Here is a 26,978-nt window from a genome sequence, read left to right on the forward strand (position 1 = left end):
TCCAAACCGGCCCCGTTCGCCACCCCTTTGCCTTTTCAGGCGCTCGGGCAGCCGGGGCCGGTGGAGTATCACGCGACCGAAGACGTGGTTTCGGGCTGCTGCTCGAACTGACCGGAGAGCAGCATGGTCTTGGCCTTCGCGCGGGTCAGCTTGCCCGACGAGGTCTGGGGAAGTGTGCGGGGCGGCACAAGAATGACGTCGACATCCACGCCGTGCTGGCGGCGGAACAGACTCGTGACCTCGTCGCGAAGCTGGTTGCGGCTCTCATCCTCGGTCGCGCGGCACTGGACGAGTGCGACGATCTTCTCGCCTTCGTCGCCATCCACGGAGAAGACGGCAACATCACGCGAACGCAAGGAAGGGACTTCGCTTTCGGCGGACCATTCCAGATCCTGCGGCCAGATATTGCGGCCGTTGATGATGATCAGGTCCTTGGCGCGGCCGGTGACGACGATCTGGCCATTGAGGTGATAGCCAAGATCGCCCGTGTTCAGCCAGCCATCTGCATCGAGGACGGCTTCGGTCTCGTCGGGACGGCGGAAATAGCCGCACATGAGACTCGGTCCACGGACATAGACGGTGCCGACCTGTCGGTCTGCCAGATCATGTCCTGCAGCGTCGCGGACCTCGATCTGATGATCGGGAAGGGCCTCGCCACACAGGACGAAGGTCCGCAGCGGATGGGACGGATCATTGGACGGCTCGGCAATACCGTCTTTCTCAAGGCGGCGCAGATCGATTGTGTCGGTCTGGATGCCGGTGTCGAGCGGGGCGAAGCTGATGGCAAGCGTCGCCTCGGCCATGCCGTAGCTCGCGACGAAGGACGTGGCCCGAAAACCGTTCGATGCGAAACGCTCGGCAAAGCCTTCGAGGATATGATGGCGGATCATGTCACCGCCAATGCCGGCAATGCGCCAGCACGACAGGTCCAGATCGGCCTGACCGCTGCGGCGGGCGCAGAGTTCGTAGCCGAAGGAGGGGCTGTAGGCGATTGTGCCGCGGTTGCGGGAAATCAGGTCCAGCCAGACATGCGGGCGACGCGCGAATTCGCGGGTGGGCAGCAGATCGACGGAAAGCTGGCAGGTCAGGGGCGTCAGGAAGAAGCCGACCAGCCCCATGTCATGATAGAGCGGCAGCCAGGAGACGCAGCGGTCATCGCGTGGGTCTTCGGCCGGGTAGACGTGAAGACCGTCACGGGCGATGGCGCGGGCATTGGCCATGCCGGCCGCCTGCGTGACCGAAACACCCATCGGAAAGCGTGTGCTGCCCGACGAAAACTGCAGATAGGACAGGGCTGTCGGGGAGATTTCCGGCAGTTCTACGCGGGCTTCGGCGTGACGGTACAGATCGGCCGGCGAGCCGCCGAAGACCAGATCGAGACCATCCACGATATCCGCCGTCCAGCTTCCGATCACGTCGGGCACCACAACGGCGCGGGCCGCGGCGCTCTGGATCATGCCGCGCAGCGTCGTCACATAGCCCTCGCGTCCGCCGAAAGCGACCGGCAGAGGGAGCGGCGCCGGGACCAGACCGGCATACTGGCAGCCGAAGAAGATCCGGGCGAAGTCGCCATCGCTTTCCGCCACGATCGCAACGCGATCGCCTGGGACCAGACCAAGACCCAGCAGGCGGCAGGCCATGGAACGGGCCTGCTCGCGCAGCAGGCGGTATGGCAATGCCTCGAGAAGCTGCCCCCGGCCGGAATAGATGTTGAATCCGCTCTCACCCTGGGCCGCATAATCAAGGGCGGCCGCAAAGCTGGGGAAATCTCCGTAACGTCTTTCCAGGCCGGAGCGGCTTGGCGTCGGAACGGGATTGGCGGTTGGGTTCTGGTTGGCCTCGGTCAAACCTGGACTAGCTCCGTTTGGATTACCTGACATCAGGCAGCCCTTTTCAGAAAATCGACAATTGCATCCGCGGCAGCGGGGGCAGTGGGCTCATCGCCCAGTGTTTCGAATGTCTCTAATACATATTGGCGCTGCGCCTCAAGAAAACGAGGATGCGTTTCGAAAGCATTCTCTATCTTGGAGCCCAGATCCGATACATTTTCCGTCACTGGCCCCAGCGTCCAGAACTGGTAGTCCGGATTTCCATGCCATTTGACATGGTGGGCGTTGAGAAAGAGACAAGGGCGCGGGCGGATCATGAACTCGGCCACCTGGCTGCTGACATCACCCAGATAGAGGTCTGCCCCCATCGTGTAGGTCATGTCGATGCTCCGGTGGCTGCCCGGGTCGATCAGCATGTGCGGCAGATGTCCATACTGGCGCCTCAGGGCTTCCCCCTCTTCGCGGTGATTGTCGAAGAGACGGAAATGTGGTGCGAAAACAAGGTTGTAGCGATCCTGCGTGGCAAAGAACTGCAGGACCTGATGTCCCATTTCCGGCCATGAGGACAGGCGGCGCAGGAAATGCGGATTATACAGGATCGTCGGCCGGTTGTTGTTGAAGAGTTTCGGCCGTTTCGCATCCATGCGCCGCACGAGATCAAACTTGGCGTAGGTGCCGCGATGGTAGGCGCCGGGGCGGATGATGCCCTTTTCCAGCATGCGCTGTTCCACCTTGCGTCCGGGAACCAGCAGGAAATCGAACTTTCCGAGATGCCGGGCAAAACCGATCGCCCGGTCACCGGCGCCATGGCCCGTCCAGATCATCTTCGGCCGCCCTACGCCCATGCGGCGGAGCTGCAGGGACGTTGCTTCCGGCACGATGATCGCATCGAAGGTCCGGAAATAATGCCGGGAGGCGAAAAGCCCGATCAGGCGGTCCACCACCCGAAGCCCGTGCAGTTCGATCCGGCGACGGAGCTTGGGAGAGATCGGGAGGAGGTCGAACTGCACCCGGGCTTCCGGATAGAGCGTGGCCAGCGAGCGTGCCAGTTCCAGATGGCTCACGGTCAGGCACGAGACATGGACCGCAACGTCCGGATGACGCGCGGAGACTTCCAGCGCGATCGGCAGGGCGTGCAGGGTCTGGTGACGCTGGCCGATGAGGGGAAAAGCCACCTTCATGCCGCAAGCCCCTGCGGACTGCGGGCCGTGCGGATCACGAAGACAAGCTGGATCGTGATCAGAAGGGTGACGCCACATAATGTCGCCGGCCCGACGCCGCTCAGACCGTAATGGCGAACCATCATCACCAGGGCCGGGAGGAAGAAGGTACATTCCAGAATACGGGCTCCGATCGCGGCGCCGGAGCGGTTGGTCGTGAACAGGAGCGGCTCCAGCGGCAGGCCCCAGACGGTGACCACCTCAGCGGCCAGCAGCCACAGCGTGACGGGAAGGGCTTCTGTTGCGCCCTTGTGGCCGATATAGAGCTGAAGGAGCGGGCGTCCGGCAAACAGTGTCAGCAGAAGCAGGGCCGTTCCGATTCCGCCAGCCATCAGGGCAATCTGGCCTGTCAGGCGATAGAGCCGGTTCATGGCCCTGTCGCGCCACAGCCGGGCCATTTCGGGATAGACGGTTGTCTGGATCAGGGTTGCGGGCTTGGCGATCCCTGCCGCGATCTGGCTTGCGATCCGGTAATAGCCGGCGCTCGTCGGGCCGACAAAGGCGCCGACCACGAGGGTGCCGATATGCCCGAAAGCGAGGGCGAGCGTGGAATTGAGGTTCGTATTGAGCGCGAAACGCCAGATCCCCGGATAGGTGCGGAAAAACTGTCCGTTCAGGATCTCGGGAAGGATAGCGCGCATTTCATGGAAGAGGCCGCGGATCAGGTCCCGGCGATACATCTCGCGGGCCGCCATGAAAAAGATCGTGCCCCAGGCTGCCACTTCCGCTGCGATCCAGACACTGGCAAGTGCCGTCACGGACGCCCAGCCCAGAGCCATCGAGGCCGTACCGATCACGCGGACGATGGTGGCCACGGTGCCCTGTACGGCCAGCAGGTCGTATCGGTCGAAAACCCTCAGCAGGCCCGTTGCGGTGGCAGATGCCATGAAAAGGATGGAGATGCAGTAGACGACGCCGATGACGTGGATCTCAGGCGGCCAGCCCAGAAGATTCATGGCCAGAAGGCTGATGAGGACGCCCCCGCCAAAACCCAGCAGACCGCCGACGCTGTCCAGCAGCAGACTGAAGGAGACGATTTTCTGGAAACCGCGACGATCACCCTGCGTTAGGGGGCGCAGACCATAATGCAGAACGGTCTGCCAAGACTGGAAATCCACGATGTCGCCCATCGTCCGCGCGAAGGCATACATCATCGCGACGAGTCCGAAGCTGTAGCTCCCCAGCAGATGGGTCGCCATCCAGATATGGATGAGGCTCAGCGGAGCGTTGACTGCGCGCCCTCCCAGAAGGACGCCCAGATTGCTTATGACGCGCTGGACACCGCCGGGTCTTGCAGCCTGAGAAGACGATGAGTCGTCTGACATCAATTTATGGAAACTTTCGTGACAGTCTTGCCGTTAACTCAGTTGGGCACCAGAAATAGGCGTTTCCCCGGAAATCTGAACTCACTTTTTGTGACCGAAGATTGCATTCGCATGCAGCGCATGGCGTCTTGTTGCGCAGAATTCCCGATGTGAAAAGTCCGGTGTGAAAAGAGGGGCATGACATTGCTTCGTGGGACTGGAGTGCCATAAGAAAGCATTGCAGTCTTTTGGGCAGCCTCATGCAAACAGTTTTCCAGGATGCAGCATCGGCACGGGCCGGAGCCTGGCTGGGTGTCAGCCTGCGGGCCATCGCAGAAAATTACGATTTCGTTGCCGCTCTTGGCGTCGGCGCGGAATGTGCGGCCGTCGTCAAGGCCGATGCCTATGGGCTGGGCGCGGATCGTGTGGCGCCCGTTCTGGCCGCACGCGGGGCGGGAACATTCTTCGTGGCGCATCTCGACGAGGGGATCGCCTTGCGGGCCACGCTTCCTGAAGTCCGCATTTTCGTGCTGCACGGTTTCATGCCGGGCTGTGAGGACAGCATGCAGGCCCATGGCCTGAGTCCCGTTCTCAACGATCTCGAACAGGTTCACAGCTGGCAGCGGCTTTGCAGCGAAAAGGGCTGTGCCTTTCCTGCGGCACTCCAGTTCGATACCGGGATGTCCCGGTTTGGTCTGAGTGATCAGGACCTTCAGGACCGTTCGGTTTTCGAAGGGCTGAACCTGCAACTGGTGATGAGCCATCTGGCCTGCGCGGATACGCCGGACAATCCTGCCAACGCGATGCAACGGAAGCGCTTTGTGGAAATGGCCGCTGGCTTTCCGGGCGTGCCGCGGTCTCTGGCGGCGTCTTCGGGGATTTTTCTTGGCCCGGACTATCATTTCGAGCTGATCCGTCCTGGGGCTGCCCTGTATGGGATCGCGCCTTTCGAAGGGAACCGTGTCCTGAAGCCGGTTGTCTCGCTCGATGCGCGGATCGTGCAGATCCGGACGGTGCAGGCCGGAAACCGTGTGGGATACGGGCTGGGCTGGACAGCCACGAAACCCACACGGATCGCTACCCTGGGGCTTGGTTATGCGGACGGCTTCTTCCGCGCTCAGGCCGGGCACGGGGCTGTCTGGTACGGCCAGACCCGGCTTCCGGTCATTGGGCGCGTTTCTATGGACAGCATTTCCGTGGATCTGAGCGATGCTCCTGCCGGTCTGAAAGCGGGGGACGTGCTGTCGGTGCTGGGGCCGGCGCAGGATGTGGATGCGCTGGCGCGTTCGGCAGGGACAATCGGTTATGAGGTCCTGACGGCGCTGGGAAGCCGTTTCCACCGCGTCTATGTGTCGGATGACTGAGCCCGGTCAGACCGATTTGCGGATGGAAAACGAGATGGTCCGTCCGAGCGGGTCGAGAAAGGCTGGTTCATAGCCGGCGGGTGTGATGCCCGAGCCGTTGCGGGCGCGGATGCGGCTGTTGAACAGGTTGCTGACCGAGACCATGATCCGGAAATTCTTGGCCCAGTTCCGGTTCTGCCAGCGGGGGATTTCTCCCAGATCGGCGAAGGCCGTCATATCCACGGTCGCCAGATCGCTGAAGAACAGGCTGTTGGCGTGGGTGCTGGCGAGGGTGGAGGTTGCCGACTGCCATTTGGTAACCAGACGGAAGCCCAGACCGTTCTTGAACACGCCCCCCTGAAGCTCGACTTCATGGCGTGGCTGACCTCCGGTGCCGCCGATCGTCCCGCCATTGAGCAGGTCGATTGGCGCCAGGCCCGACCGGAGCTGTACCGTGTCCTTGAGGCGCCAGACCTGCGTCAGAACGATGTAATAGCGGCCGCCAGCGCCATGTTTGCCGCCTTTTCCTTCGGGTTTCTTCCCGAGTGGTCTGGAAAACGAGAAGGTCGCATTCCATTCATTGCGCTTTTCCATAAGCGCATTGACCGGACGGATATCGACGACATCCAGGATCCCGTCCGAATTGCGCTGGTAACGGTCCGGGAAGGCTTCCTCAATGGCGGCCGTTGCAGTCGGCAGGCTTATGACCGGGTTGTGGTTGCGGTCCCGGACATAATTTACGTGCAGCCGGGCTCCTTCCAGAAAGGTCGGGGAAAGGATCGTGCCGATGCTGATCTCGTGCCGGTCCGCCGCGCGCAGGTTCCGGTTGCCCCCCGAGATGGTCGTCACCTGTACGGAGCGCCCCGTGACATAATCATACGTCGTGACGTTGGGGGTCTCGATCTGCGGGGCGACCAGACTGGTGGCGCTGGGCGCTTCTGTCCGGTCCGTCACGGAGAAGGGGAACTGGACCCAGGGGACGGGCTCCCACGTCACGCCTCCGCCAATCGTCCCGAGTGTTCCGAAATGGGATACCTGACTGACGGCACCGTTGACGTTCGCATCCAGCTTTCCCAGGAATGACAGGACATGCTTTTTCGCACTGGCAATGGGAATGTCGCCGTTGATCTGAAGGGTGCCGACATCACGGCTGATATGGGTGCGCTGCAGCTTGCCCTGGCTGATGGAGGTCGCGTTCTGTTCGGTCAGGGTGCCGGTGGGTGCAATACTGGTCGAGACATCTCCGGCGGGGAGGGAGAAAAGTGAGCCGGAGACCAGGCCGCTGATCTTGCCGGTCGTGCCGGTGGTATGGCCCTGATTGACCAGCCGGCTGTTCAGCCAGTTGCGGTCCACTTCCGAGAACGGGTCGAAGCCGACCAGCCCCTCCGTCAGCGCCGTCTGGGCCGCGCTCAGATCAAGGCCGGTCTGGCTGTTGGTCACGGTGGTGGAGCGGTCGAAACTCCCGGTGCTGTTCCACTTCCAGTTCCCCACGTCGCCATTGAAATTCAGCCCGGCATGAACGGAATCCGTATGGGACCTCTGCTGAAGCGCAGAGACGTTGGTGTAGTCCCGGTACAGAAGCGTGTCCTGCGAGAACGGCGAGTAAAGGCTGCCGGACGGGAGGGTCAGGATGCCACGCGCCGGTCCCTGAAGGCTTTCGGAATTGCTGTGGGTGTAGCTGGCGTTGAAGGAGGCCGAGACGCTCTTGAAGATCTGGTCCGCATAGACACCGTTCAGGTTCAGTTCATGCGTTCTGGGCTGAAGGCTGTAATCCGAGGCGTCTGAACTGGCATGTGGTGCATTGGCATATGTCGTGAAATCCTGAAGGGTCGGGATCTGACCCGATGCGAGCGATGGCACACCCGCGGATGTCACGCTCTGCCCGACGAGCGCATCAAGCGCCGGATCGAGACTGCCGCCATCCGTGGATGTGACGTTGCCGGCATTGGAATAGAGGCTGCTGGCGGAAGGGGGCGTGACGCCGCGGTCGCTGTCCAGAAGACGCGCCTGTGCTTCATAGCGCGCGCTCAGATTGATCCGCCGGTCTCCGGAGAGCTTTGTGAAGCTGGCGCCCAGAACGCCATCATCGCCGCCGCCATCCGTGGATGTGCTGCCATAGGCCCGCATCCGCACGGCCCGGAAATTCTTCACGGTGATGATGTTCACCACGCGCTCGTCGGCCGGATAGCCGTAGCGCAGGGCCTCTTCCTCGGTGAAGATTTCGACCCGCGCGATGGCTTCGAAGGGAAGGTCATTGACTTCCTGCATCCCCGAAATGCGCTTGCCGTTCAGCAGGACGACCGGCGTGTTGCCGGTCGCGCCGCGCCCTGAACGGGTTTCCGGCGCAATGGCCGTCAGCAGATCCGCTGCGGTATCGACGCCATAAGAGCGGATTTCATCGGCCTGGATCTGCATGATCGGCTTGGCATCCCCCAGCACGGCGCTGGCGGGTTTATGGGCTTTGACCTCGATTTGCTCGCCGCCATTGATGGACGTCGTGGACGTGGTCACGGTTGCCGCGCTGTTCTGGGTGGTGGACGGCGTGGCGAGGGTGTTCGCAGCGGTCTGCGCGAGCGCGGAAGGGGCGGAGAGGAGGCTGCCGAGGCCCCAGACAAGACCGAGAGCCGGACGCAGCCCCGGCCGTGCCGGTGCCGCTGGGGTTTTCAGGTCATGATCTGGCATGCGCGCGTCTGCCGGCTCCTGTGTCTGGTGCGGGCCTGGAACGTCTGCATCCGATGCAGAATGTCACGAATCTGCAAAGATAGCGTAACAGTGGAAGGCCATTTGGAGCCGTTTCTGGCGGATTTATGTTACGATGTCGAGCATAAAGGGCCGTTCAGCCCGGAACCATGTTCCGGCTTCGCATCATGTTCCGTCGCGTTTCCTCATCGAGAATGGCACGGATCCGGCGCGTCAGTTCCGTGGCATCGGTATATTTGCGGCCATAGGTCAGATTGAACGTATGGTCGAAATCATCCGGATTGAGACCGGCATTGTGCTGGCTGATGGTCTCGATCTTGTCGAAGGCCTTGGCCAGCCGGGCTTCGGGAGAGGCTGCATTTTCATATTCGTCCCACAGCGCCAGAAACTCGGCCTGAAGCTCGTCAGGCAGCGGTGCCATGATTGTCAGCAGATCCTCGCGCTCCTGCGCGGCTTTGTTGGCTGAGGCGTGTACCGAAATCGCGGGCACATCACCGTGAATGGCTTCCCCGAGATCATGCAGGATGCAGATTTTCAGCAGCTTCAGAAGGTCGATGCCCTCAAGCTGGTCGGCGAAGGTCATGACCAGCAGGCAGAGCGCCCATGTATGCTCCGCCGTGCTCTCGGTCTGGCCACCATGGGTGTAGGTCCGCCTCAGGATGTCCTTGAGGCGCGACGCTTCCCGGAGAAAGTCGAGACGCTTTTCAAGATCGCCTTTTGTCATGCTGGGGTCCTGTCTGTGGCGATGCGCATCGCGGCGGTGGCGAAGGCCTTATCCGACCAGCGCATGCAGGACTTCATATCCCACAAAGACCGCAGCGACCAGAAGCCCGAGCAACACAAGAAAACCGGGCCCCTCCTGAATGGACTTGAAGATTTTCACCATCAACTGAGCCATGAAACCTCTTTCCTGAAAAGAAGTGCAGTCCGGGAGCGCCAGTCAACAGGACTTCTGTTCGCGAACGGTTATAGCATTTCCAAGCATCCGTCTGCCGGAATATCCCCGCAAAATCCGGCGCTGTCATTGTCCGTTACGTTCCTGTCCTTGAGAATACCACATTTCATCGGTCATCCTCGGCACCGAAGCATTGCTGATGGAGCATCTCATGAAAAAGATTCTTGCTCTGGCTCTCGGAGCCGGTCTGACCCTGTCGCTGACCGCCTGTTACGGCCCTTATGATGACCGCCGCGGTGGGCATCACCATCATCGTGGCGACGACCGCGGTTATGGTCAGGGTGGCATGGGCGGCCAGGGTATGGGTGGTCAGGGAATGGGCGGCGGTCAGGGGCGGCAGGGCGGCTGGTAACAGCGTCCTCCGGGACGTGCCGGGCAAAGGCACGTCCCCGCACCTGAAGGCATGGAACTGCCGGATTTGACCTTCCGGCCGGCCTGTCGCTGAATGCGGCACGCAAGCGTCTCCCCCGATCCGGAAAATCCGTGCCTCGATGAACACCCAGCCTCACCATTCCAGCCCGGATTCCCCTCAGGACGGCGGCTGGTTTCCCATTTCCATCCGTCTTTCAGGCGCTCGGGTCCTGCTCGTGGGCGGCGGGGAAATTGCCGTCAACAAGGGGCGGCTGCTGCTCGATCACGGAGCGCGGATCGACGTTCTGGCTGAAAAGCTGCACCCGGTCGTGCAGGGCTGGGTTAAGAATGGCAGGGTCCGCCAAGTTGGCGAACGCGCGGATGATGCGGTGTTGCGCTGCCTGCTTCCGGGCTGCCGGCTGGTCTATGCCGCGACCGACAGCCGGGACATCAACCGTCAGGTTGCGGCCCTGGCTGACGAACTGAATATCCCCGTCTGCGCGGTGGACGACCTAGGCCCTTCCAGCTTCATCACGCCTGCTCAGGTGCGCCGGGGCATGGTGCGCGTGGCTGTCTCCACCGGAGGCGCGGCGCCCGTTCTGGCGCGCCGCCTGCGCGAACAGATCGAGACGCTGCTGCCCGAAGGCACAGGCCGTCTGGCGGCCTATATGCAGTCGCGCCGGGCCCTCGTTTCGGGGCGCTATCCCAATGTTCAGGACCGCAAACGCATCTGGGAGGATTTTCTGGATGGTCCTGCTGCGGAAGCCGCGCGTTCCGGGGATGAAAGCCGGGCGGACGCGCGACTGGAGGCGCTTCTGGACGGGGATCGCAAGCCGGGAGAAGTCTGGCTGGTCGGGGCCGGTCCCGGCGATCCGGATCTGCTGACCCTCAAGGCGCTGCACCTGATGCAGAATGCGGATTCCGTTCTTTATGACAATCTGGTCTCGCCAGCTCTGCTGGATATGGTGCGGCGGGATGCCGAACTCGTCTTCGTCGGCAAGCAGCGGGACCGTCATGCCCTGCCGCAGGACGAGATCAACCGCGAGATGGTCCGCCGTGCACAGGCCGGCGAGCGTGTCCTGCGTCTCAAGGGCGGGGACCCGTTCATTTTTGGGCGTGGCGGTGAGGAAATCGAAGCTCTGGTCGCCGCCGGGGTCGCGTTCCGGCTGGTTCCGGGCATTTCCGCGGCCAATGGATGCGCAGCCTATTCCGGCATTCCGCTGACGCATCGGGACTGCGCGCAGGCCTGCCTGTTCGTGACCGGACATGCAAAGGCGGATGGCATTCTGGATCTGCCCTGGGACGACATGGCCGATCGCCGCCAGACGGTCGTGATCTATATGGGCATTTCGACCCTGCCGCAGCTTGCCGCCGGACTTCTAGGAAAAGGACTGCCGGCTGACTGGCCGGTAGCGATCGTGGAGCGGGGCACGCAGCCGGGGCAGCGGGTCTTTACCGGAACGCTGTCCACCATCGCGCAGCAAGCAGCCGAAGCGCAGGTGAAATCGCCTGCGCTGGTGATCGTCGGACAGGTGGTTCGCCATCGGGTCGTCTCGCCCTGACGTGAGTGGATCTGCAGGGCAGGCAGATGCAGTCTTTCAGCCATGCTTTGAGTGCATATCGCTCCGTATGATCCTGCGGGTTGCTCACGGGCTCACCTGCCTGTGAAACTCCTGTTCTTTCAGTCACATCGCGTTTCACAGTCCGGGGCCCCATGAGCACAGTTGCGTCCATTATCGTCTCGATCGCAGAGGAAATGCGCACGGCCTCCGAGCGGGGCACGGTCGCCAACTACATTCCCCCGCTCGCACGGGTGGATCTGAACCGGTTCGGCATGGCCGTTGTCGGCATGGACGGGGAGACGCATACGGTCGGGGATGCGGAAGTCCCCTTCTCGGTCCAGAGCGTGTCCAAGGTCTTCAGCCTGAGCATGGCGCTCAATGCGATGGGTGACGAGCTGTGGGGACGGGTGCGTCAGGAGCCGTCAGGCAGCGCGTTCAATTCCATCGTCCAGCTTGAAAACGAGCACGGCATCCCCCGCAATCCGTTCATTAATGCGGGCGCCATCGTCATCGCTGATATTCTGGTCTCGCGTTATGGCCGCGAGAATGCCCAGACGCGCCTTCTGGATTTCCTGCGTCCGCTGGTTAGTGATCCGTCCTCGATTGACATTGATACCGATGTCGCCCGGCAGGAGCGTGAGACCGGTTTTCGCAACATGGCGCTGGCGAACTACATGCGGACCTTCGGGAATATCCGCAACGTGGTCGAGGACACGCTGGATTTCTATTTCCATCAGTGCGCACTCACCATGAGCTGTCACCAGCTGGCGCAGGTCGGGACCTGTCTGATGACGGGCGGCCGGAACCCACTTACGGGCGAGCGCGTCATGTCCGAGCGCAATGCGCAGACAATCCTCGCGCTGATGATGATGTGCGGCCATTATGACGGCTCCGGCGCTTTCGCCATCCGTGTCGGTCTGCCGGGAAAATCCGGTGTCGGGGGCGGGATCCTCGCCATTGCGCCGGGCGTGGCGTCCATTGCCGTCTGGTCGCCGGGACTGAATGCTCAAGGCAATTCCCTGCTGGGCACACGTGCGCTGGAACGGCTGGTGCAGCATACGGGATGGTCAGTTTTCCGCGCCAGCCCCTGGGTTGCCAACCCGGCCTAATGAGTCTCAGCCCGCCAGCGTGTCGTAAAGCAGCTTGAAGTTCAGCAGCAGGATCAGTCCCGCAACGCCCCAGGACAGGACGCGGACGGGTGCCGAGATCACGAATTCGCCCATTTTCCGATGGTCCGAGACGAACATGACCAGCGGTATGACGGCAAACGGCAGTTGCAGCGACAGGATGACCTGACTGGCCATCAGCAGATCGCCTACGCCCCGGTTGCCATAGATCAGCGTGACGATTGCCACGGGAACGATGGCCAGTCCGCGTGTCAGAAGTCGTCTGGCCCAGTGAGGGATGCGGAGGTGCAGAAAGCCTTCCATGATGATCTGTCCGGCCAGCGTGCCGGTGATCGTCGAATTCGTCCCTGCTGCCAGAAGGGCAAGCGCGAACAGCGTGGACGCCATGCCAAGCCCGAGGATCGGGGAAAGCAGCCTGTAGGCATCCTGGATTTCCGCTACGTCCTGATGGCCGGAAGTGTGGAACGCGGCGGCCGCTACGATCAGGATCGCCGCATTGATGAACAGCGCCAGTGTCAGGGCAATCGTGCTGTCCCAGGTTGTCCAGCGGATCGCATCCCGCCGCCCGGCTGGTGTGCGGTCATAGGCGCGGGTCTGCACGATCGAGGAATGCAGATACAGGTTATGCGGCATGACCGTGGCACCAATGATGCCGATGGCGACATAGAGCATCCCCGGCGTCGTCACGATCTTCGGATCGGGGAGGAGCCCGGCCAGAATGCTGTGTACGGGCGGAGCTGCAGCGACAAGCTGGATCCCGAAGCACAGCGCGATCACTCCCAGAAGCGCGATCACGAATGCTTCCAGATAGCGGAAGCCCTGATTCATCAACAGCAGCACGATCAGCGCATCCAGAATGGAGAGGAGTGCGCCGCCCAGAAGCGGCAGTCCGAACAGAAGCTGAAGCGCCACTGCCGTACCAATCACTTCTGCCAGATCGCAGGCAATGATGGCCAGTTCACACGCCAGCCACAGCACGATGTTCACGCTCGGCGAGAAATGATCCCGGCACGCCTGCGCCAGATCGCGTCCCGTCGCGATCCCGAGGCGGGCGGAAAGGGCCTGAAGCAGAATCGCCATCAGGTTTGACAGCATGATGACGCAGAGCAGCGTATAGCCGTAGCGCGACCCGCCCTGCAGGTCGGTGGCCCAGTTGCCGGGGTCCATATAACCGACCGAAACCATGAACCCCGGCCCCACAAAAGCCAGGAAGCGCCGGAACCAGGACGCATCCGCTCCCGGAACCCGGATGCTGGAAAAGGCATCGGGCAGGCTCGGGCGCATCTCCGGGGACGGTGTGTGGGGCGAGGGGGTGTCTGACATCAGGAGTGTATTCAATCCCATCGGGAATGAATATTCAACATGCTATATTGATGAGCCTCATGAAAAACCGGGATATCGGGAAAACGTGATGGATCCTACTGGCACACATGTCGGGAATGTTTTATTCCGCCGTGAATAATGTTTTCTGCATGGAGGCACAGGGCGGGGCATGGAACGGAAAAGACGTCTCAGGGATATCGCGCCCAAGGAGACGCTGCCTGACGTCGAAACCCATTCCGAAGGGTTCCGCGCCAATCGCGAGGCGCGGCGTAATGTGCTGGTCGAGGATTATGTGGAACTGATCTCGGATCTGCTGTCCGAAGGGCAGGAGGCCCGGCAGGTCGATATCGCCGGGCGTCTGGGCGTGTCGCAGCCGACGGTGGCGAAGATGCTCGCCCGCCTTGCAACGGAAGGCTACGTAACACAGAAGCCCTATCGGGGTGTTTTCCTCACGCCTGCTGGACAGGACATGGCGGACAGGGCGCGGCATCGGCACCGGATCGTGGAAGCGTTCCTGCTGGCCCTGGGCGTGAGCGAGGAAAATGCCCGCGTCGATGCCGAAGGCGTGGAGCATTACGTCGGGAGCGAAACCCTGACCCTGTTCGAAAAGGCGCTTCGCGGAAATCTGAAACAGTTCATGCAGGCGCTGCCCGACGCCTGAGAACGGGAGTCAGGTGCAGATTTCGAGCTTCACGTCGTCCTGCGCCAGAGCCTTGGCGATGGACGGCTTGAGATGTGAGTCCGTCAGAACCCGGTCGAATTCCGACAGGGATGCCAGACGGTGCAGGCCGCCCTTGCGGAATTTCGTGCTGTCCACCAGCAGGACGCACTGATCCGCAATGTCCATCATGGCCCGCTTGACCTTCACCACGTCCTGATCGTTCTGGAACGCGGTTCCGTTGTGGATGATGGATGTCGAGAGGAACATCATGTTTGCCCGCAGCGACTGTGCCGCCTGTTCGCAGACCAGGCCGAAAAATGCGTTGCGCGGTGGATTGTAGTCGCCGCCAAGGCAGATCAGCTTCAGATTGGGATAGGGCGAGAGTGCCTGGATCACGCCGACGGCGTTCGTAATGATCGTCAGTGGCGCCAGGGCCGGGAGCAGGGGCAGCATCGCCGCGACGGTCGTGGAATCGTCCAGGACCAGAACCTGCTCGGGCTGGATCAGCGAGATAGCCCGCTGGATGATGGCGTCCTTGAGATCCGTAGCCCGGGAGCGGCGGAAATTGACGGTTTTCTGCGTTGTAACCTTGTTGCGCAGAACGATGCTGCCATGCAGCTTGTCAATCAGACCCTGCTGGACCAGCGCATGCGCATCGCGATGGATCGTCATGCGGCTGACATCGAAACGCTCGGCCAGACCTTCGATCGTGGCGCTGCCGGTTTCGAGAAGAACGTCGAGGATCTGTTTCTGGCGGGCCGAATTATCCCGTCGTTTTGAACTCTGCGGCAAGGCGGTGGGGATCACGGAGCCCGAACCATCAGTCATGTCTCAAATCGATTCCTGAGCGTGAAAGCAAACAGATGAATGTAAAATCACATCCACCATATCAGGCCGGAACAGGTCTGTAACGCCTCATGGACACAATCCGGCCTTAAAAAGGTGATCATCCGGCCTCTTCCGCAATTCCCAGGACCTTTGCCGTGTCGCGGCGCAGCGTTGCGCAGGCTGCTGCATCCTGCGTCAGATCCACGCCATAGGCGGGAAAAACCTGACGCAGACGGGGCAGCCAGTCACCCTCGACAAGCCGTTCGGGGAAGCAGCCCTGTACGACCTGCAGCGCCACGGATGCTGCAATAGAGGCGCCGGGAGAGGCGCCCAGCACCGCGACGAGAGAGCGGTCGGCGTTTTTGACAAGTTCAGTGCCGAAGCGGAGTTTTCCGTGCAGGCCTCTGTCCGGCCGGATAATCTGCACCCGCTGCCCGGCCACGACCTTGCTCCAGTCTTCGGGCCGCGCGGTCGGATAAAAGTCCAAAAGCGCCCGGAAACGTGCCTCGTTCGTCTGGAGGACTTGCTTTGCGAGATAGTCCAGCAGGCCAAGATTGTCTTTTCCGGCCGTCAGGGCCGGGATGATGTTTTTTGGCGTGAGGGAGCGGAAATAATCCGTCCACGACCCGCTCTTGAGAAACTTCGTGGAGAAACCGGCATACGGCCCGAAGAGCAGGCAGGATTTCCCGTCGATCACGCGCGTATCGAGATGCGGGACCGACATGGGCGGGGAACCGACAGGGGCCTTGCCGTAAACCTTGGCGTGGTGCTGGCGCGTGATGGCCGGGTCGGTGCAGCGCAGCCAAAGCCCGCTGACCGGGAAGCCCGCGTAATGCGTCGCCTCGGGGATGCCGGATTTCTGAAGCAGCGGCAGGGCATTGCCGCCGGCGCCGATGAAGACGAAGCGCGTCAGGACCGTTGTGGCATAACCGCTTTCGGTATCCGTTGCCGTAACGCGCCAGCGGCCGTCTTCGGTTCGGGTCAGATCCGTGACGCGATGGTTGTAGTGGATGGAGACGTTACGGTCTGTCCTGAGCGATGCGGTCAGGGCATGCGTCAGGGCGCCGAAATTGACGTCCGTTCCTTCCTTGATGCGCGTGGCCGCGACGGGCTGTGTCGTATCGCGACCCGCCATGGCGAGCAGGGCCCATTGCGCGATGATGGCAGGATCATCGGTGTATTCCATGTCGGCAAAGCAGTGATGAGCGACCATGGCCTCATAGCGGGCCCTGAGGAACGCCACATTCTCCGCACCCCAGACCAGACTGATATGCGGGCAGGGCTGCACGAACGAGGCCGGATCGGCAATGCGGCCTTCACGGACCCAATGGGCCCAGAGCTGCCGGGAGAGGTCGAACTCCGTATTGACGGCCAACGCTTTGGAAATATCGACGCTGCCATCCGCGCGCTGGGGTGTGTAGTTCAGTTCGCAGTTGCCCGCATGTCCGGTCCCGGCATTGTTCCAGGCATAGGAGCTTTCCTGCCCGCAGTCGGAAAGGGTCTCGAACATCACCATCGAGAGCGACGGATCCAGCTCGCGCAGCAGGGCGGCAAGCGTGGAACTCATGATCCCGGCACCGATCAGGACGATATCGGGGCAGAGGCTGGAGAGTGACGGCATGATGCTGAAATCCGGCAGGGACTGGAAAGAAAGGCGGCTGAAAGATCCCCGAAAGCTCAGCCCGTGTAAACAGGGCCGGCCAGCAGGAGCTTGCCGGGGTTGAGGATATGGTGCGGATCCATCGTATTCTTCAGGGCACGCATGACGCTAAGGCTTCCCGCACCATGCTCGGTTTCCAGAAACTCCAGCTTGCCCATGCCCACGCCATGTTCCCCGCTGCATGATCCATTCAGGGACAGCGCACGGGCGACGATCTTGCGGTCCAGATCAAGGGCGAGCTGATGTCCTTCGGGAGTATCGTCCGTGATGATGAGCGTATGGAAATTGCCGTCGCCCACATGGCCCAGAAGGGGCGCGCGCAGGCCGGACGCCTCGATGTCGCGGTGCACGCCCTCGATCAGCTCGCCCAGACGGGAAATCGGGACGATGCAGTCCGTGGAAATAACACGTGCGCTGGGAACGATGGCCTTCGCGGCCCAGTAGGCGTCATGCCGCGCTTTCCACAGGCGCGTGCGCTCTTCGGGGCTTTCGGCCCAGGCAAAGCCCAGTCCGTTATTGCCGGAGGCGATGGCTTCGGTCGTCTCGACCTGTTCCCGTACGGCTGCGGGCGAGCCCGTGAACTCGAAGAACAGCGTGGTCAGGGGCTGATATTCGCTCAGGCCGGAATACTGGATGGAAGCCGCCATCTGCATGCTGTCCATCAGTTCCACGCGGGTGATGGGGATGCCGCACTGGATGATTTCCATGGCGGTCTGGATCGCGTCATGCAGACTTTCGAACTGGCAGATTGCAGCCGAAACACTGTCCGGGCGCCCGTGCAGACGGAGCTGGACTTCCGTAATGATCCCGAGCGTACCTTCCGAGCCGACGAACAGGGATGTCAGGTCATAGCCGGTGGACGACTTGCGCACGCGGCCGCCCGTGCGGATGATTTCGCCAGTTGCGAGAACGACCGTCAGCCCCAGCACATTCTCCTTCATCGTGCCGTAGCGCACGGCGGCCGTGCCAGAGGCGCGTGTGGCGCACATGCCGCCGATCGTGGCTTCCCCGCCCGGATCGACCGGAAAGAACAGGCCCGTATCGCGGATTTCCACGTTCAGGGTCTGGCGCGTGATGCCCGCTTGCACCCGGCAGTCCAGATCCTCGGCATTCAGTTCCACGATGGCGGTCATGCGGGACAGATCAAGGCTGATGGCCTGTTCGGGCGGCACGACATGGCCTTCGACCGAGGTTCCGGCGCCGAACGCCACGACCGGAACGCGCCATTCATGGCAGTGCCGCAGGACGGTTGCGACATCCTGCGTGCTTTCCGCAAACACTACCGCCTCGGGCAGGCGGGAGGCATTCATGGCCTCGCCGTGGCTGTGTTCTTCGCGCACGGAGGGTGCCGTGCTGATCCGCTTGCCCATGACAGGCTGGAGGGCTTTGAGAACGGCCTGAAGGCGGTCCGGAGCGGAGGCGGAAGAGACGGTCATGACTGGTTCCGGCATGAAGAAAGGATGCCCTTCATAAGCCGGATCGGAGCCCCGGGAAATATCTTCGGATCAATATGGGGGAAGAAAATGGAATAATCTGTCGGCAAATGAATGTACGATGCAAGATCAGATATTATCCGTGACTATCTCAGGAAAATATTGCTCGCCCGGCTGACAAAGATATAGGTCCGGTAATCGTCCTTGTTGTTCACGATGATCCCCTGTTCGAGATCAGCGCCAACCTTCATGGCAGACCCGATCACAAGGATCTTGCGGTTCAGAACCATCTTGCGGAAATCGCCACCGAAACGGATATCGGCATTATAGGCTACGGCTGACGTGATCTGCACGGCGACATTGGCCCGGTCCAGATAGGTCTCTTCCGAATTGAGGAAGACCATCTTGTTGAAGACATTTACGCTTTTCACGGTCATGACGAACGTGCCGGGCACGACGGTCCGGTTCGTGGTCTCGCGCAGGGTATCCGCAGGTGTCAGCCGTTTCTCGAGAACCACATCACCGGAACATGCTGCCTGTGTGAGGAGAGTGGTGAACAGGGCAAGCGAGAGAAGGGCTTTACGGACGGTCATCTGAATAGTGCTGCCGGCTATGAACTGATAAAGCCGAGCCTAGGAGAGAATATTCCGGGTGTCGTGCGAAATTTTCATGTCCGGCAGAAGGACAGAAACCTTCAGGGCGTGAAGACGACTGTCCTGTTGCCGTTGATGATGGTCCGGCGTTCAATGTGATACCGCACGGCACGCGCCAGAACGCGGCGCTCGATATCGCGTCCTTTGCGGATCAGGTCATCGGGTGTGTCGGCATGGGAAATGCGCTCCACGTCCTGTTCGATGATCGGGCCTTCATCCAGATCGCGCGTGACGTAATGGGCTGTCGCGCCGATCAGCTTCACGCCACGCGCAAAGGCCTGATGATAAGGACGCGCGCCCTTGAATCCCGGCAGGAAGGAATGGTGAATGTTGATGCAATGCCCTGACAGGCTGGCGGCCATTTCGTTGGACAGGACCTGCATGTAGCGTGCGAGAATGACCAGTTCGGCTCCCGTTGAGGCAAGCAGGTCCAGAATTTGTGCTTCCTGCGCTGGCTTGGTATCTTTCGTGACGGGAAAGTGGTGGAACGGAATGCCGTAGAAGTCGAGATCCGCAAAAACCTCACGCGGATGGTTTGATACGATCCCGACCGGCTTGATCGGCAGTTCCCCAATCCGCCAGCGATACAGCAGATCCACCAGGCAGTGATCGAAACGCGAGACCATCAGCAGAACCTTCGGCTTCACGCTCCGGTCATGCAGCGCCCAGTCCATGCTGAACGTCTCACCCAGAACAGCCAGCGCCTCGCGAAGCTGCTGCATGCTGGTCTGGCCATCCGTGATCTCGAAAACGATCCGCATGAAGAAGACCGTGCTGTCGCGGTCATCGAACTGCTGGGCTTCGGTGATGTTGGCGTTCAGTTCCGCAAGCCTGCCGCTGATTGCCGCCACGATGCCCGGGCGGTTGGGGCAGGAGAGCGTCAGGACATAGGTGGTCTGCGGAACTGAAATGGCCGTCATGGAATGTCTTTTCTTGTCTTTTTTTAAACCTGCCGTCCTCAGACGGTGAAGTATTTTGCCCGCGGGTTCAGCATCACGAGGGCCGATGTCGACTGCTCGGGGTGAAGCTGATAGCCGTCCGAAAGCGAGACGCCGATGCGTTCGGCATCGAGCATTTTCAGGATCGGTTCCTGATCCTCAAGCCGCGGGCAGGCGGGATAGCCGAAGGAATAGCGCGAGCCGCGATAGGACTGTGACAGCAGCTTCTCCATGTCGCGGTCGTCCTCGCCGGCAAAACCCAGTTCGGCGCGGATGCGCTTGTGGGTGTATTCCGCCATGGCTTCCGCCATCTCGACCGACAGGCCATGCAGGTACAGATAGTCCTGATAACGGTTTTCCTCGAACCACACCCGGGCCAGATCGGACGCCTTCTGCCCGACGGTCACGACCTGAAGCCCGACCACATCGCGGACGTCATCGCTGATGTCCCGGACGAAATCGGCGATGCACTCGCCGTCATCCTTGGGCTGGCGCGGCATGGTGAAACGCGCGGCTTCCGTCGTGCCGTCCTCTTCAAACAGCACGAGATCGTTCCCGTCGCCTGCGGCTTTCCAGTACCCATAGATCGCCTGCGGCCGGATGATGTCCTGCTCCGCACTCAGCGCCAGCATGCGTTTCAGCACGGGGCGGAGTTCGGTCTTGGCGTATTCCATGAACTCGTCGAGTGAACGGCCCTGTTTCCGGAAGCCCCACTGGAACTGGTACAGAGAGCGTTCATTGAGGAACGGCAGAACCGCATTGGGCGTCGCCTCGAGAACACGTCCGCCCCAGAAAGGCGGCGTGATGACCGGCTCGGAGCCTGAAATCCGTTCACGCCGGGCTTTGGCAGCCTCGCGATCCACCACGCCGAAGCCGCGTGTTTCCGCGATTTCCGGAGCACGGGCCGTCTTGCGGCTTGCCTGGCTGGCGCGGCGTGTCTGGATTGCGCCCAGATAGGAATCGAGTTCCTTGTTGGCGATCTTGTCCATCAGGCCCAGACCGTCGAACGCGTCACGCGCGTAGGCCACGCGCCCCGGCTCACCGGCACCATAGGAGCGGGCACATTCTTCCTCGACATAATTCCGGGTGAGGGCCGCGCCGCCGAGAATGACCGGAACATCAAAGCCCTGACGGTGCATTTCTTCAAGGTTCTCGCGCATGATGACCGTGGACTTCACCAGAAGCCCGGACATGCCGAGCGCATCCGCCTTGTGTTCCTTCACGGCCGCGATCATGTCCGCAAGCGGCACCTTGATGCCCAGATTGATGACCTGATAGCCGTTATTGGTCAGGATGATGTCCACGAGGTTCTTGCCGATGTCGTGCACGTCGCCCTTGACGGTGGCGAGCACCATCGTGCCGCGATGCTGGCCTTCCACGCGCTCCATGTGCGGCTCAAGCCAGGCGACGGCGGTCTTCATCGTCTCGGCGGATTGCAGCACGAACGGAAGCTGCATCTTGCCCGAGCCGAACAGCTCGCCCACGACCTTCATGCCATCGAGCAGGACATTGTTGATGATGTCGAGCGGCGGCATTTCCGCCATCGCGTCTTCCAGATCCTGTTCGATGCCCTTGCGGTCGCCATCGACGATCCGGTCCTTCAGACGCTCCGCCGGCGTCTCCGCCCGACGCTTCTTGACGGCGTCGGCGGCTTTACGTCCCGCAAACAGCTCCAGCAGCTTCTGGAGCGGATCGTAGTCCTCGGTACGGCGGTCGAAGATCAGGTCTTCCGCGACCTTGACCTCTTCGGGGGCAATCAGATGCAGCGGGCGGATCTTGGAGACATGCACGATCGCACCCGTCATGCCGGCCTTGACCGCATGGTCGAGGAACACCGAGTTCAGTACCGCACGCGCAGCCGGGTTCAGGCCAAAGGAGATGTTCGACAGGCCAAGGATAATCTGGATATCTGGGAACCTGTCGCGGATTAGCTTGATGCCCTCAAGCGTCCACTGGCCGAGCTTCCGGTCATCTTCCACACCCGTGGCGATGGTGAAGGTCAGCGGATCGATCATTAGGTCGGACTGCGGCAGCCCGTACTGGTTGCATGCGAAATCGACCAGACGTTCGGCAATGCGCAGCTTGTCCTGCGGCTCTTTCGCCATGCCGACTTCGTCGATCGTGAGCGCAATCATGGCCGCGCCGAACTTGCGGGCCAGCTTCATGCGGTCATGGGCCTGCTGCTCGCCATCCTCGAAGTTGATCGAGTTGATGATAGGCTTGCCGCCATGCAGCTTCAGCGCGGCTTCGATGACGGGTGTCTCTGTCGAGTCAATCACCAGCGGCGCATTCACGGACGACGTAAAGCGCGTGACGACTTCGTTCATTTCGCGGACTTCATCCCGTCCGACGAAAGCCGTGCAGATATCGAGCGCGTTGGAACCTTCGGCCGCCTGTTCACGCCCGATGGCGACGCATCCGTCCCAGTCGTTCGCTTCCTGAAGCTCGCGCCATTTCTTGGATCCATTGGCGTTGCAGCGCTCGCCGATGGAGAAGTAGCTGTTTTCCTGACGCAGCGGCGTCTGGGTGTAGAGGCTGGAGACCGACGGCATCCAGACCGTGCTGCGCTTGACCGGGGCAGGGCGCAACTTCGTGCCACCAAGGCGACGCAGCATGCCGTCGAGCGCCTGAATATGCGGTGTGGACGTGCCACAGCAGCCGCCGATCAGGTTCAGCCCGTCTTCCTTGACGAAACGTTCCATCCAGACGGCCATTTCCTCGGGGCTGAGCGGATAGACGGTCTTGCCGTCCACAAGCTCGGGCAGACCGGCATTGGGCTGCATGGAAATGAGACCCGGCCAGTTTTCCGACAGCCAGCGGACATGCTCGCCCATTTCCTGCGGACCGGTGGCGCAGTTCAGTCCAAGGGAAGGGACGTCCAGCGCCTGCACGGTCGTGGCAGCGGCGGCGATATCGGGACCGACCAGCAGTGTGCCCGTGGTTTCAACCGTGACCTGCACGAAAATCGGCGCATCCGAGCCGAGTTCGATCCGGGCAATCTTGGCGGCATTCACGGCAGCCTTGATCTGAAGCGTGTCCTGACACGTTTCGATCAGGAACCCGTCCACACCACCGTCGATCAGCCCGCGGCACTGTTCGACCAGACCGGCTTCCAGATCGTCATAGGCAATGTTGCCCAGCGTCGGCAGTTTCGTGCCTGGACCGATGGAGCCCATGACATAGCGGTGGCGCCCGTCCGAAAACGTCTCGGCGGCCTCGCGGGCCAGTGTCGCGGCCGTGCGGTTGATTTCGCGCGTGCGGTCCTGAAGCCCGAATTCCGCCAGCGTGACAATGGAGCCGCCGAACGTGTTCGTCTCGACCATGTCCGCACCGGCTTCGAAATAGCCGCGATGGATTTCACGGACGAGTTCCGGGCGCGAAAGGTTCAGGATTTCCGTGCAGTTTTCCTGTCCCCAGTAATCGCGCTCGACTTCCAGATCCAGCATCTGCACGCGCGATCCCATGCCGCCGTCACACAGCAGGACCTGATCGGCGAGGGCGTCAAGCAGATGGGGACGTGAGGACATGGGCAGAACGCTCTGTAGCTGTGGATGACCGGGAATGGATATGGGAGCCGCGATCGGGCTTGCGCTCTATACACGGTCAGGGACAGGAGGGTGTAGCAAAACGGTTCCCCTCCGGCAAAGAGGCAACACCATGAAAATGCTGCCCGCTCTGCGCAGGGCTGCTACAGAAGATCGCATGACGTCTTCCGGTACCGCACTGATCCCGCTGACCCTCCTGTCTGATCCGGCGGAATGGCCCGAAGAACGCAGGCGAGACGCCCTGCTCATCGGTGATGCGGGAGCGGATGGCGGGTGGGGGGATGTGGCCGCTATTCCGGCAGCCTCGCCCTTCATGAACCGCCATGCGGCGGGATGTCTGTGCTGTACGCGTGATCCCGTGGTCATGGTTCTGGCTCAGGTTTTTCAGGATCGTGTGGTTGGCAGGCGCCCGTTTTTCCGCGAAGTCGCAGTCATGACAGGGGCGCAGGATCCTGTGGCGGTCCGGCAACAGCTTGAAAATGACGTTCTGGTCCGCGCCCGTTACAGGCTTGTGCCCTGAAGGGTTTTTCAGATGGGGTCTATGCTCCTTGGGGACTTCGGGATAACTGGACGGCATGACGACTGACGCAGAACAGGACGGGCCGCTCCGGCAGCGCAAGAAGGACCGCACCCACGCCGCGCTGGTGCGTGAGGCCATGCGCCTGTTCTCGACCCATGGTTATGAAGAAACTTCGGTCGACGAAATCGCCGAAGCCGCACAGATTTCGCGGCGGACGCTGTTCCGGTACTTCCCCGGGAAGGCGGACATCATTCTGGCCTGGACCGGCAGCGTGACCACGATCCTGACCGAGGCCATTCGTGACGTGCCGCTGGATGTCCCGCTGCAGGATGCCGTTCTGGCCGGACTGGTGCCGGTCGTGGCGTGTTATTCGTCCGACAGGATGGACGCTTATGCCGTTGTCAGGCTCGTGGAAAGGACGCCGGCCCTGAGGGACATGGCCCTGCGCCGATATTCCGAATGGGAAGAGACGCTGGCCAGTGCCCTGATCGCCCGGTTGCCGGCGACCGAAATGCCGTCTCTCGTGGCCCGTCTGCTGGCCCGGACGGCGATTGCGACGTTCCGGACAGCGCTGGACGAATGGATGAAGACCGAGGGAAAATCCGATCTGGAAGCCATCCTGCGTCAGACGTTCACGCTCCAGCCCCTGCTGTGGCAGGACGACTTCCCCCTGAGTTCAGGCTGAGAGTTCGAACTGAACCTCCTCAGAGGTCCAGTTCGATGCTGAAGTGGTAGGTGCGCGGCAGACCAGCCACGGCCGAGTTCGTGGCTGTGCTCACACCATTGATGCTCGACGGATAGACGGAGGCCCAGTAGCTCTGGTTCGTCACGTTGTTCACCCCGAAACGGAACACCAGCGGCTGTCCGTAAGCATGGGTCGCGTAACGTGCCCCCAGATCCAGCGTGACATAGGACGGTGCGAAGGTCGTGTTGTACACGTTGGCAGCACGGCGGCCCATGTAATGGACATTCGCATTGACGGCAGCGCCCTTGAGGAACGGCAGGCGATAATCCAGCAGCGCGTTCGCCATCAGCGGCGGCACGCCCACGACCTGCTTGTTGGCCGTCAGCGATGATCCCGTACCCAGCATCTGCGCATCCAGCCAGGTCATGCCGCCGAGGAACGTCAGATCGTCGGTGATGTTGCCGGAAGCCTGGAACTCCACACCGTAGTTCCGCTGCAGACCGTAATTGGCATAGACCTTGGTGACGGGGTCCGTGAAGCCGTAGGGACGCGCCATGCGGAAGCCGGCGATGTTCAGCTGCATGCGCTTGGCAATGAGGATCTTGTAGCCGACTTCATATTCTTCCGAACGCAGCGGCGCCGTCACTTCATTGACGTTGACCGATCCGGCAGGTGCGATGGTACCGGCCTGCAGCGACTTGCCCCAGGTAAAATAGACGGTCTGGTTCTCGGTCGGCTTGTACAGCAGGCTCGTCATCGGGCTGAATGCGGCCGATCGGCTGTAGCTGGACGTCTTGGTTCCCGTCTTGGCGTAGTTGTTCGTGCTCAGCCAACTCCAGGCGAGGGAGCCCATGATCGACCAGTGCTTCCCGAGCGAGATGGTGTCACCTGCGAGAAGCGACTGGTTCATCGTATCGGCGGATTTGTAACGGCCGGAATAGTAGGGCTGCGCGCTGGCGAAGCTCTTGGGATGGCCGATCGTGGCCTCACCCAGCGTTAGGGTGCCGGTGGAGGAGGTGGGGTTGTAGTTCCCCATCACGTAGCCGTTCGTGCCGAGCTCGATCTGGTGACGCAGGGGGCCGGTGCGGAACTTGCCGTTCAGGTAGGCCATGTTGCTGCCGGCCACGAAGTCGTTGGCCGTGAGAGCCGCGGAGATCGTCTGCTTGTACAGGCCTGCGGAGTTGAGAAGCTGGTTGGACGTGCTGAAGACGTTACGGGCCGCATTCTGCCACAGACCACCGAGCTTGAGGCTCCAGTTGTCGTTGAAGTTATGGATGATCTTGGCCATGGCCGTATCGGTTTCCATGTTATAGCCCGCCTGTGGCTGGCCATAACCCTTCTGGCTCAGATCCGGGGCCTGAGGCAGCTGGATCGCGGTGCTGTAAGCGAAGCCACCCGGAAATCCGCGCTCCGCATAGGTGTACTGGCTGGCGTCGAGCTGGATGACCGTATTGGGCGAGAGATGGATGTCAAAATCGCCGCTGACGAGATCACGCCGCAGATGTGAGCCCTCGACATAGCCTTCACCGTTCTGGTTCAGCAGGTTCAGGCGATAGCCGAACCAGCCGTTCCGGCCCACGCGGCCAGAAACATCCGCACTTTCCAGCGGGGCACCAATGGAATCCGTACCCACGACCAGTCGCTCGGTCATGCGATCCGTCGGGCGCTTGAGCGTGAAGTCGAACGTGCCAGCTGGATTCTGGGGCCCGTAAAGTGCGCCTGCCAGACCATTCAGGACCTGCATGCTGTCGAACTGCTCGGCCGCATACGGCGTGGTGATGACCATGTTCAGCCCGTCCATGCGGGTGTTGGCAATCACGTCACCTTCAAAACCACGGGACTGCGGGCGGCTGGTGTTCGGATCGCCGCGCATCTCAAGCTGTGCAGAGGGCACATAAGCCACAAGATCGTTGATATTACGCGCCTGCTGGTTCACCAGAACATCATGCGGCACGACCATGATGGACATGGGCGTATCGAGGACGGAGCGTGTCCCAAGCGGGCCGAGCGCCACGTCCTTGGTCCGGTAATCGGCGGCCGTACCGGTGCCGTTGCGGCTGTGAACCGTGATGTTTTCAGCTTTCGGTGCGGCAGGGGAGGCCTTGGCCGGCGCCGCGGGATTTGCCGCTTTCTGCTTGGAAGCCGGTTGTGTCTCCGCTGCAAATGCTGGCATACTGCTCAGTACAGATCCGGAGAAGAGACAAAGCAGCAGGCGTGCGGATTTCATGGGTGGTCGGTCCTGATCGGTCGATATCGTAAAGCTGGAATTCCCTCTCTACTTTATGGCACTCAGTGTCAAAATGATTCGCCTGATTCAGCGACCCATCTGGTCCGCTTTGTC

The 26,978-nt window shown here is 61.4% G+C and carries 21 protein-coding genes; 7 read left to right on the forward strand and 14 right to left on the reverse strand.

What is annotated here, in order from left to right; all coding sequences use genetic code 11:
- Nucleotides 1-68 precede the first annotated feature (68 nt).
- Genes KP701_RS05020 through KP701_RS05030 form a run of 3 tightly spaced genes read right to left on the reverse strand, consistent with a single transcriptional unit; the run spans nt 69 to nt 4,374 of the window.
- A complete protein-coding gene (locus KP701_RS05020) occupies nt 69-1,880 on the reverse strand; it encodes a fatty acyl-AMP ligase (RefSeq protein ID WP_215746119.1) in 1,812 nt (603 codons plus the stop codon).
- Nucleotides 1,880-3,010 carry a sensor domain-containing protein gene (locus KP701_RS05025; RefSeq protein ID WP_215746121.1) on the reverse strand — a complete coding sequence of 377 codons (1,131 nt, stop codon included), beginning with the start codon at nt 3,008-3,010 and terminating at the stop codon, nt 1,880-1,882. The genes KP701_RS05020 and KP701_RS05025 overlap by 1 nt, the downstream gene beginning before the upstream one ends.
- Nucleotides 3,007-4,374 carry a lipopolysaccharide biosynthesis protein gene (locus KP701_RS05030; RefSeq protein ID WP_215746123.1) on the reverse strand — a complete coding sequence of 456 codons (1,368 nt, stop codon included), beginning with the start codon at nt 4,372-4,374 and terminating at the stop codon, nt 3,007-3,009. Before KP701_RS05030 ends, KP701_RS05025 begins: the two co-directional genes overlap by 4 nt.
- Nucleotides 4,375-4,613: 239 nt before the next feature.
- Here KP701_RS05030 and alr point away from each other — a divergent pair, with 239 nt between their 5' ends.
- On the forward strand, nt 4,614-5,717 hold the full coding sequence (alr, locus tag KP701_RS05035) for an alanine racemase (RefSeq protein WP_215746125.1): 1,104 nt from the start codon (nt 4,614-4,616) through the stop codon (nt 5,715-5,717).
- A 6-nt stretch (nt 5,718-5,723) separates the two neighbouring features.
- Here the strand turns inward: alr and KP701_RS05040 are convergent, their stop codons facing one another.
- The 3 genes from KP701_RS05040 to KP701_RS16470 all read right to left on the reverse strand — a co-directional run bounded on the left by KP701_RS05040 (nt 5,724) and on the right by KP701_RS16470 (nt 9,294).
- Nucleotides 5,724-8,378: a hypothetical protein gene (locus tag KP701_RS05040; protein WP_215746126.1), complete on the reverse strand. Its 2,655-nt coding sequence runs from the start codon at nt 8,376-8,378 to the stop codon at nt 5,724-5,726.
- A 154-nt stretch (nt 8,379-8,532) separates the two neighbouring features.
- On the reverse strand, nt 8,533-9,120 hold the full coding sequence (locus KP701_RS05045) for an HD family hydrolase (protein WP_215746128.1): 588 nt from the start codon (nt 9,118-9,120) through the stop codon (nt 8,533-8,535).
- A 48-nt stretch (nt 9,121-9,168) separates the two neighbouring features.
- Complete coding sequence (locus tag KP701_RS16470) at nt 9,169-9,294, reverse strand: hypothetical protein (protein ID WP_255314064.1); 126 nt, start codon at nt 9,292-9,294, stop codon at nt 9,169-9,171.
- A 208-nt stretch (nt 9,295-9,502) separates the two neighbouring features.
- On the opposite strand from KP701_RS16470, the gene KP701_RS05050 reads away from it, so the two are divergent.
- From KP701_RS05050 to KP701_RS05060, 3 genes are all read left to right on the forward strand, one after another.
- A complete protein-coding gene (locus tag KP701_RS05050) occupies nt 9,503-9,703 on the forward strand; it encodes a hypothetical protein (protein ID WP_215746130.1) in 201 nt (66 codons plus the stop codon).
- Between the two features lie 139 nt (nt 9,704-9,842).
- Nucleotides 9,843-11,264: a siroheme synthase CysG gene (gene cysG, locus KP701_RS05055; RefSeq protein WP_215746132.1), complete on the forward strand. Its 1,422-nt coding sequence runs from the start codon at nt 9,843-9,845 to the stop codon at nt 11,262-11,264.
- Between the two features lie 152 nt (nt 11,265-11,416).
- Nucleotides 11,417-12,373, forward strand: a complete 957-nt coding sequence (locus tag KP701_RS05060) for a glutaminase (RefSeq protein ID WP_215746134.1) — start codon at nt 11,417-11,419, stop codon at nt 12,371-12,373.
- 6 nt (nt 12,374-12,379) lie between these two features.
- On the opposite strand, the gene KP701_RS05065 is transcribed toward KP701_RS05060, so the two are convergent.
- Nucleotides 12,380-13,714, reverse strand: coding sequence for an Nramp family divalent metal transporter (locus tag KP701_RS05065; protein WP_215746136.1), 1,335 nt, complete (start codon nt 13,712-13,714; stop codon nt 12,380-12,382).
- A 169-nt stretch (nt 13,715-13,883) separates the two neighbouring features.
- Here KP701_RS05065 and mntR point away from each other — a divergent pair, with 169 nt between their 5' ends.
- Nucleotides 13,884-14,375, forward strand: a complete 492-nt coding sequence (mntR, locus tag KP701_RS05070; protein ID WP_011253581.1) for a manganese-binding transcriptional regulator MntR — start codon at nt 13,884-13,886, stop codon at nt 14,373-14,375.
- 9 nt (nt 14,376-14,384) lie between these two features.
- On the opposite strand, the gene KP701_RS05075 is transcribed toward mntR, so the two are convergent.
- The 6 genes from KP701_RS05075 to metH form a co-directional block, all read right to left on the reverse strand.
- Nucleotides 14,385-15,203 (reverse strand): DeoR/GlpR family DNA-binding transcription regulator, encoded by an 819-nt coding sequence (locus KP701_RS05075; protein WP_215746137.1) that lies wholly within the window; start codon nt 15,201-15,203, stop codon nt 14,385-14,387.
- A 118-nt stretch (nt 15,204-15,321) separates the two neighbouring features.
- Nucleotides 15,322-16,824: a malate dehydrogenase (quinone) gene (gene mqo / locus KP701_RS05080; protein WP_215746139.1), complete on the reverse strand. Its 1,503-nt coding sequence runs from the start codon at nt 16,822-16,824 to the stop codon at nt 15,322-15,324.
- A 56-nt stretch (nt 16,825-16,880) separates the two neighbouring features.
- Nucleotides 16,881-18,299 carry an FAD-binding oxidoreductase gene (locus KP701_RS05085; RefSeq protein ID WP_215746141.1) on the reverse strand — a complete coding sequence of 473 codons (1,419 nt, stop codon included), beginning with the start codon at nt 18,297-18,299 and terminating at the stop codon, nt 16,881-16,883.
- A gap of 143 nt (nt 18,300-18,442) precedes the next feature.
- Nucleotides 18,443-18,889: a hypothetical protein gene (locus tag KP701_RS05090; protein WP_215746143.1), complete on the reverse strand. Its 447-nt coding sequence runs from the start codon at nt 18,887-18,889 to the stop codon at nt 18,443-18,445.
- A gap of 101 nt (nt 18,890-18,990) precedes the next feature.
- Entirely contained in the window at nt 18,991-19,869 is an 879-nt protein-coding gene (gene purU / locus KP701_RS05095) for a formyltetrahydrofolate deformylase (protein ID WP_215746145.1), read from the reverse strand.
- 38 nt (nt 19,870-19,907) lie between these two features.
- Entirely contained in the window at nt 19,908-23,414 is a 3,507-nt protein-coding gene (gene metH, locus KP701_RS05100) for a methionine synthase (RefSeq protein WP_215746147.1), read from the reverse strand.
- A 130-nt stretch (nt 23,415-23,544) separates the two neighbouring features.
- Between metH and KP701_RS05105 the strand changes: the two genes are divergently transcribed.
- Nucleotides 23,545-23,952, forward strand: coding sequence for a hypothetical protein (locus KP701_RS05105; protein WP_215746149.1), 408 nt, complete (start codon nt 23,545-23,547; stop codon nt 23,950-23,952).
- A 55-nt stretch (nt 23,953-24,007) separates the two neighbouring features.
- A complete protein-coding gene (locus KP701_RS05110) occupies nt 24,008-24,637 on the forward strand; it encodes a TetR family transcriptional regulator (protein ID WP_215746151.1) in 630 nt (209 codons plus the stop codon).
- 19 nt (nt 24,638-24,656) lie between these two features.
- Here the strand turns inward: KP701_RS05110 and KP701_RS05115 are convergent, their stop codons facing one another.
- Nucleotides 24,657-26,864 carry a TonB-dependent siderophore receptor gene (locus tag KP701_RS05115; RefSeq protein WP_215746153.1) on the reverse strand — a complete coding sequence of 736 codons (2,208 nt, stop codon included), beginning with the start codon at nt 26,862-26,864 and terminating at the stop codon, nt 24,657-24,659.
- Between the last annotated feature and the right edge of the window lie 114 nt (nt 26,865-26,978).

Origin of the sequence: Gluconobacter sp. P1C6_b, assembly GCF_018811945.1 — a bacterium.
Taxonomy (GTDB): Bacteria; Pseudomonadota; Alphaproteobacteria; order Acetobacterales; family Acetobacteraceae; genus Gluconobacter.

Coding starts and splice junctions, on each gene's coding strand:
- KP701_RS05085 (WP_215746141.1), bottom strand. CDS start 18,299: ATGACCGTCTCTTCCGCCTCCGCTCCGGACCGCCTTCAGGCCGTTCTC.
- KP701_RS05025 (WP_215746121.1), bottom strand. CDS start 3,010: ATGAAGGTGGCTTTTCCCCTCATCGGCCAGCGTCACCAGACCCTGCAC.
- KP701_RS05020 (WP_215746119.1), bottom strand. CDS start 1,880: ATGTCAGGTAATCCAAACGGAGCTAGTCCAGGTTTGACCGAGGCCAAC.
- KP701_RS05105 (WP_215746149.1), top strand. CDS start 23,545: ATGAAAATGCTGCCCGCTCTGCGCAGGGCTGCTACAGAAGATCGCATG.
- KP701_RS05115 (WP_215746153.1), bottom strand. CDS start 26,864: ATGAAATCCGCACGCCTGCTGCTTTGTCTCTTCTCCGGATCTGTACTG.
- KP701_RS05075 (WP_215746137.1), bottom strand. CDS start 15,203: ATGACTGATGGTTCGGGCTCCGTGATCCCCACCGCCTTGCCGCAGAGT.
- KP701_RS05110 (WP_215746151.1), top strand. CDS start 24,008: ATGACGACTGACGCAGAACAGGACGGGCCGCTCCGGCAGCGCAAGAAG.
- mqo (WP_215746139.1), bottom strand. CDS start 16,824: ATGCCGTCACTCTCCAGCCTCTGCCCCGATATCGTCCTGATCGGTGCC.
- KP701_RS05090 (WP_215746143.1), bottom strand. CDS start 18,889: ATGACCGTCCGTAAAGCCCTTCTCTCGCTTGCCCTGTTCACCACTCTC.
- purU (WP_215746145.1), bottom strand. CDS start 19,869: ATGACGGCCATTTCAGTTCCGCAGACCACCTATGTCCTGACGCTCTCC.
- KP701_RS16470 (WP_255314064.1), bottom strand. CDS start 9,294: ATGGCTCAGTTGATGGTGAAAATCTTCAAGTCCATTCAGGAGGGGCCC.
- KP701_RS05065 (WP_215746136.1), bottom strand. CDS start 13,714: ATGTCAGACACCCCCTCGCCCCACACACCGTCCCCGGAGATGCGCCCG.
- alr (WP_215746125.1), top strand. CDS start 4,614: ATGCAAACAGTTTTCCAGGATGCAGCATCGGCACGGGCCGGAGCCTGG.
- mntR (WP_011253581.1), top strand. CDS start 13,884: ATGGAACGGAAAAGACGTCTCAGGGATATCGCGCCCAAGGAGACGCTG.
- KP701_RS05060 (WP_215746134.1), top strand. CDS start 11,417: ATGAGCACAGTTGCGTCCATTATCGTCTCGATCGCAGAGGAAATGCGC.
- KP701_RS05045 (WP_215746128.1), bottom strand. CDS start 9,120: ATGACAAAAGGCGATCTTGAAAAGCGTCTCGACTTTCTCCGGGAAGCG.
- metH (WP_215746147.1), bottom strand. CDS start 23,414: ATGTCCTCACGTCCCCATCTGCTTGACGCCCTCGCCGATCAGGTCCTG.
- KP701_RS05030 (WP_215746123.1), bottom strand. CDS start 4,374: ATGTCAGACGACTCATCGTCTTCTCAGGCTGCAAGACCCGGCGGTGTC.
- KP701_RS05040 (WP_215746126.1), bottom strand. CDS start 8,378: ATGCCAGATCATGACCTGAAAACCCCAGCGGCACCGGCACGGCCGGGG.
- cysG (WP_215746132.1), top strand. CDS start 9,843: ATGAACACCCAGCCTCACCATTCCAGCCCGGATTCCCCTCAGGACGGC.
- KP701_RS05050 (WP_215746130.1), top strand. CDS start 9,503: ATGAAAAAGATTCTTGCTCTGGCTCTCGGAGCCGGTCTGACCCTGTCG.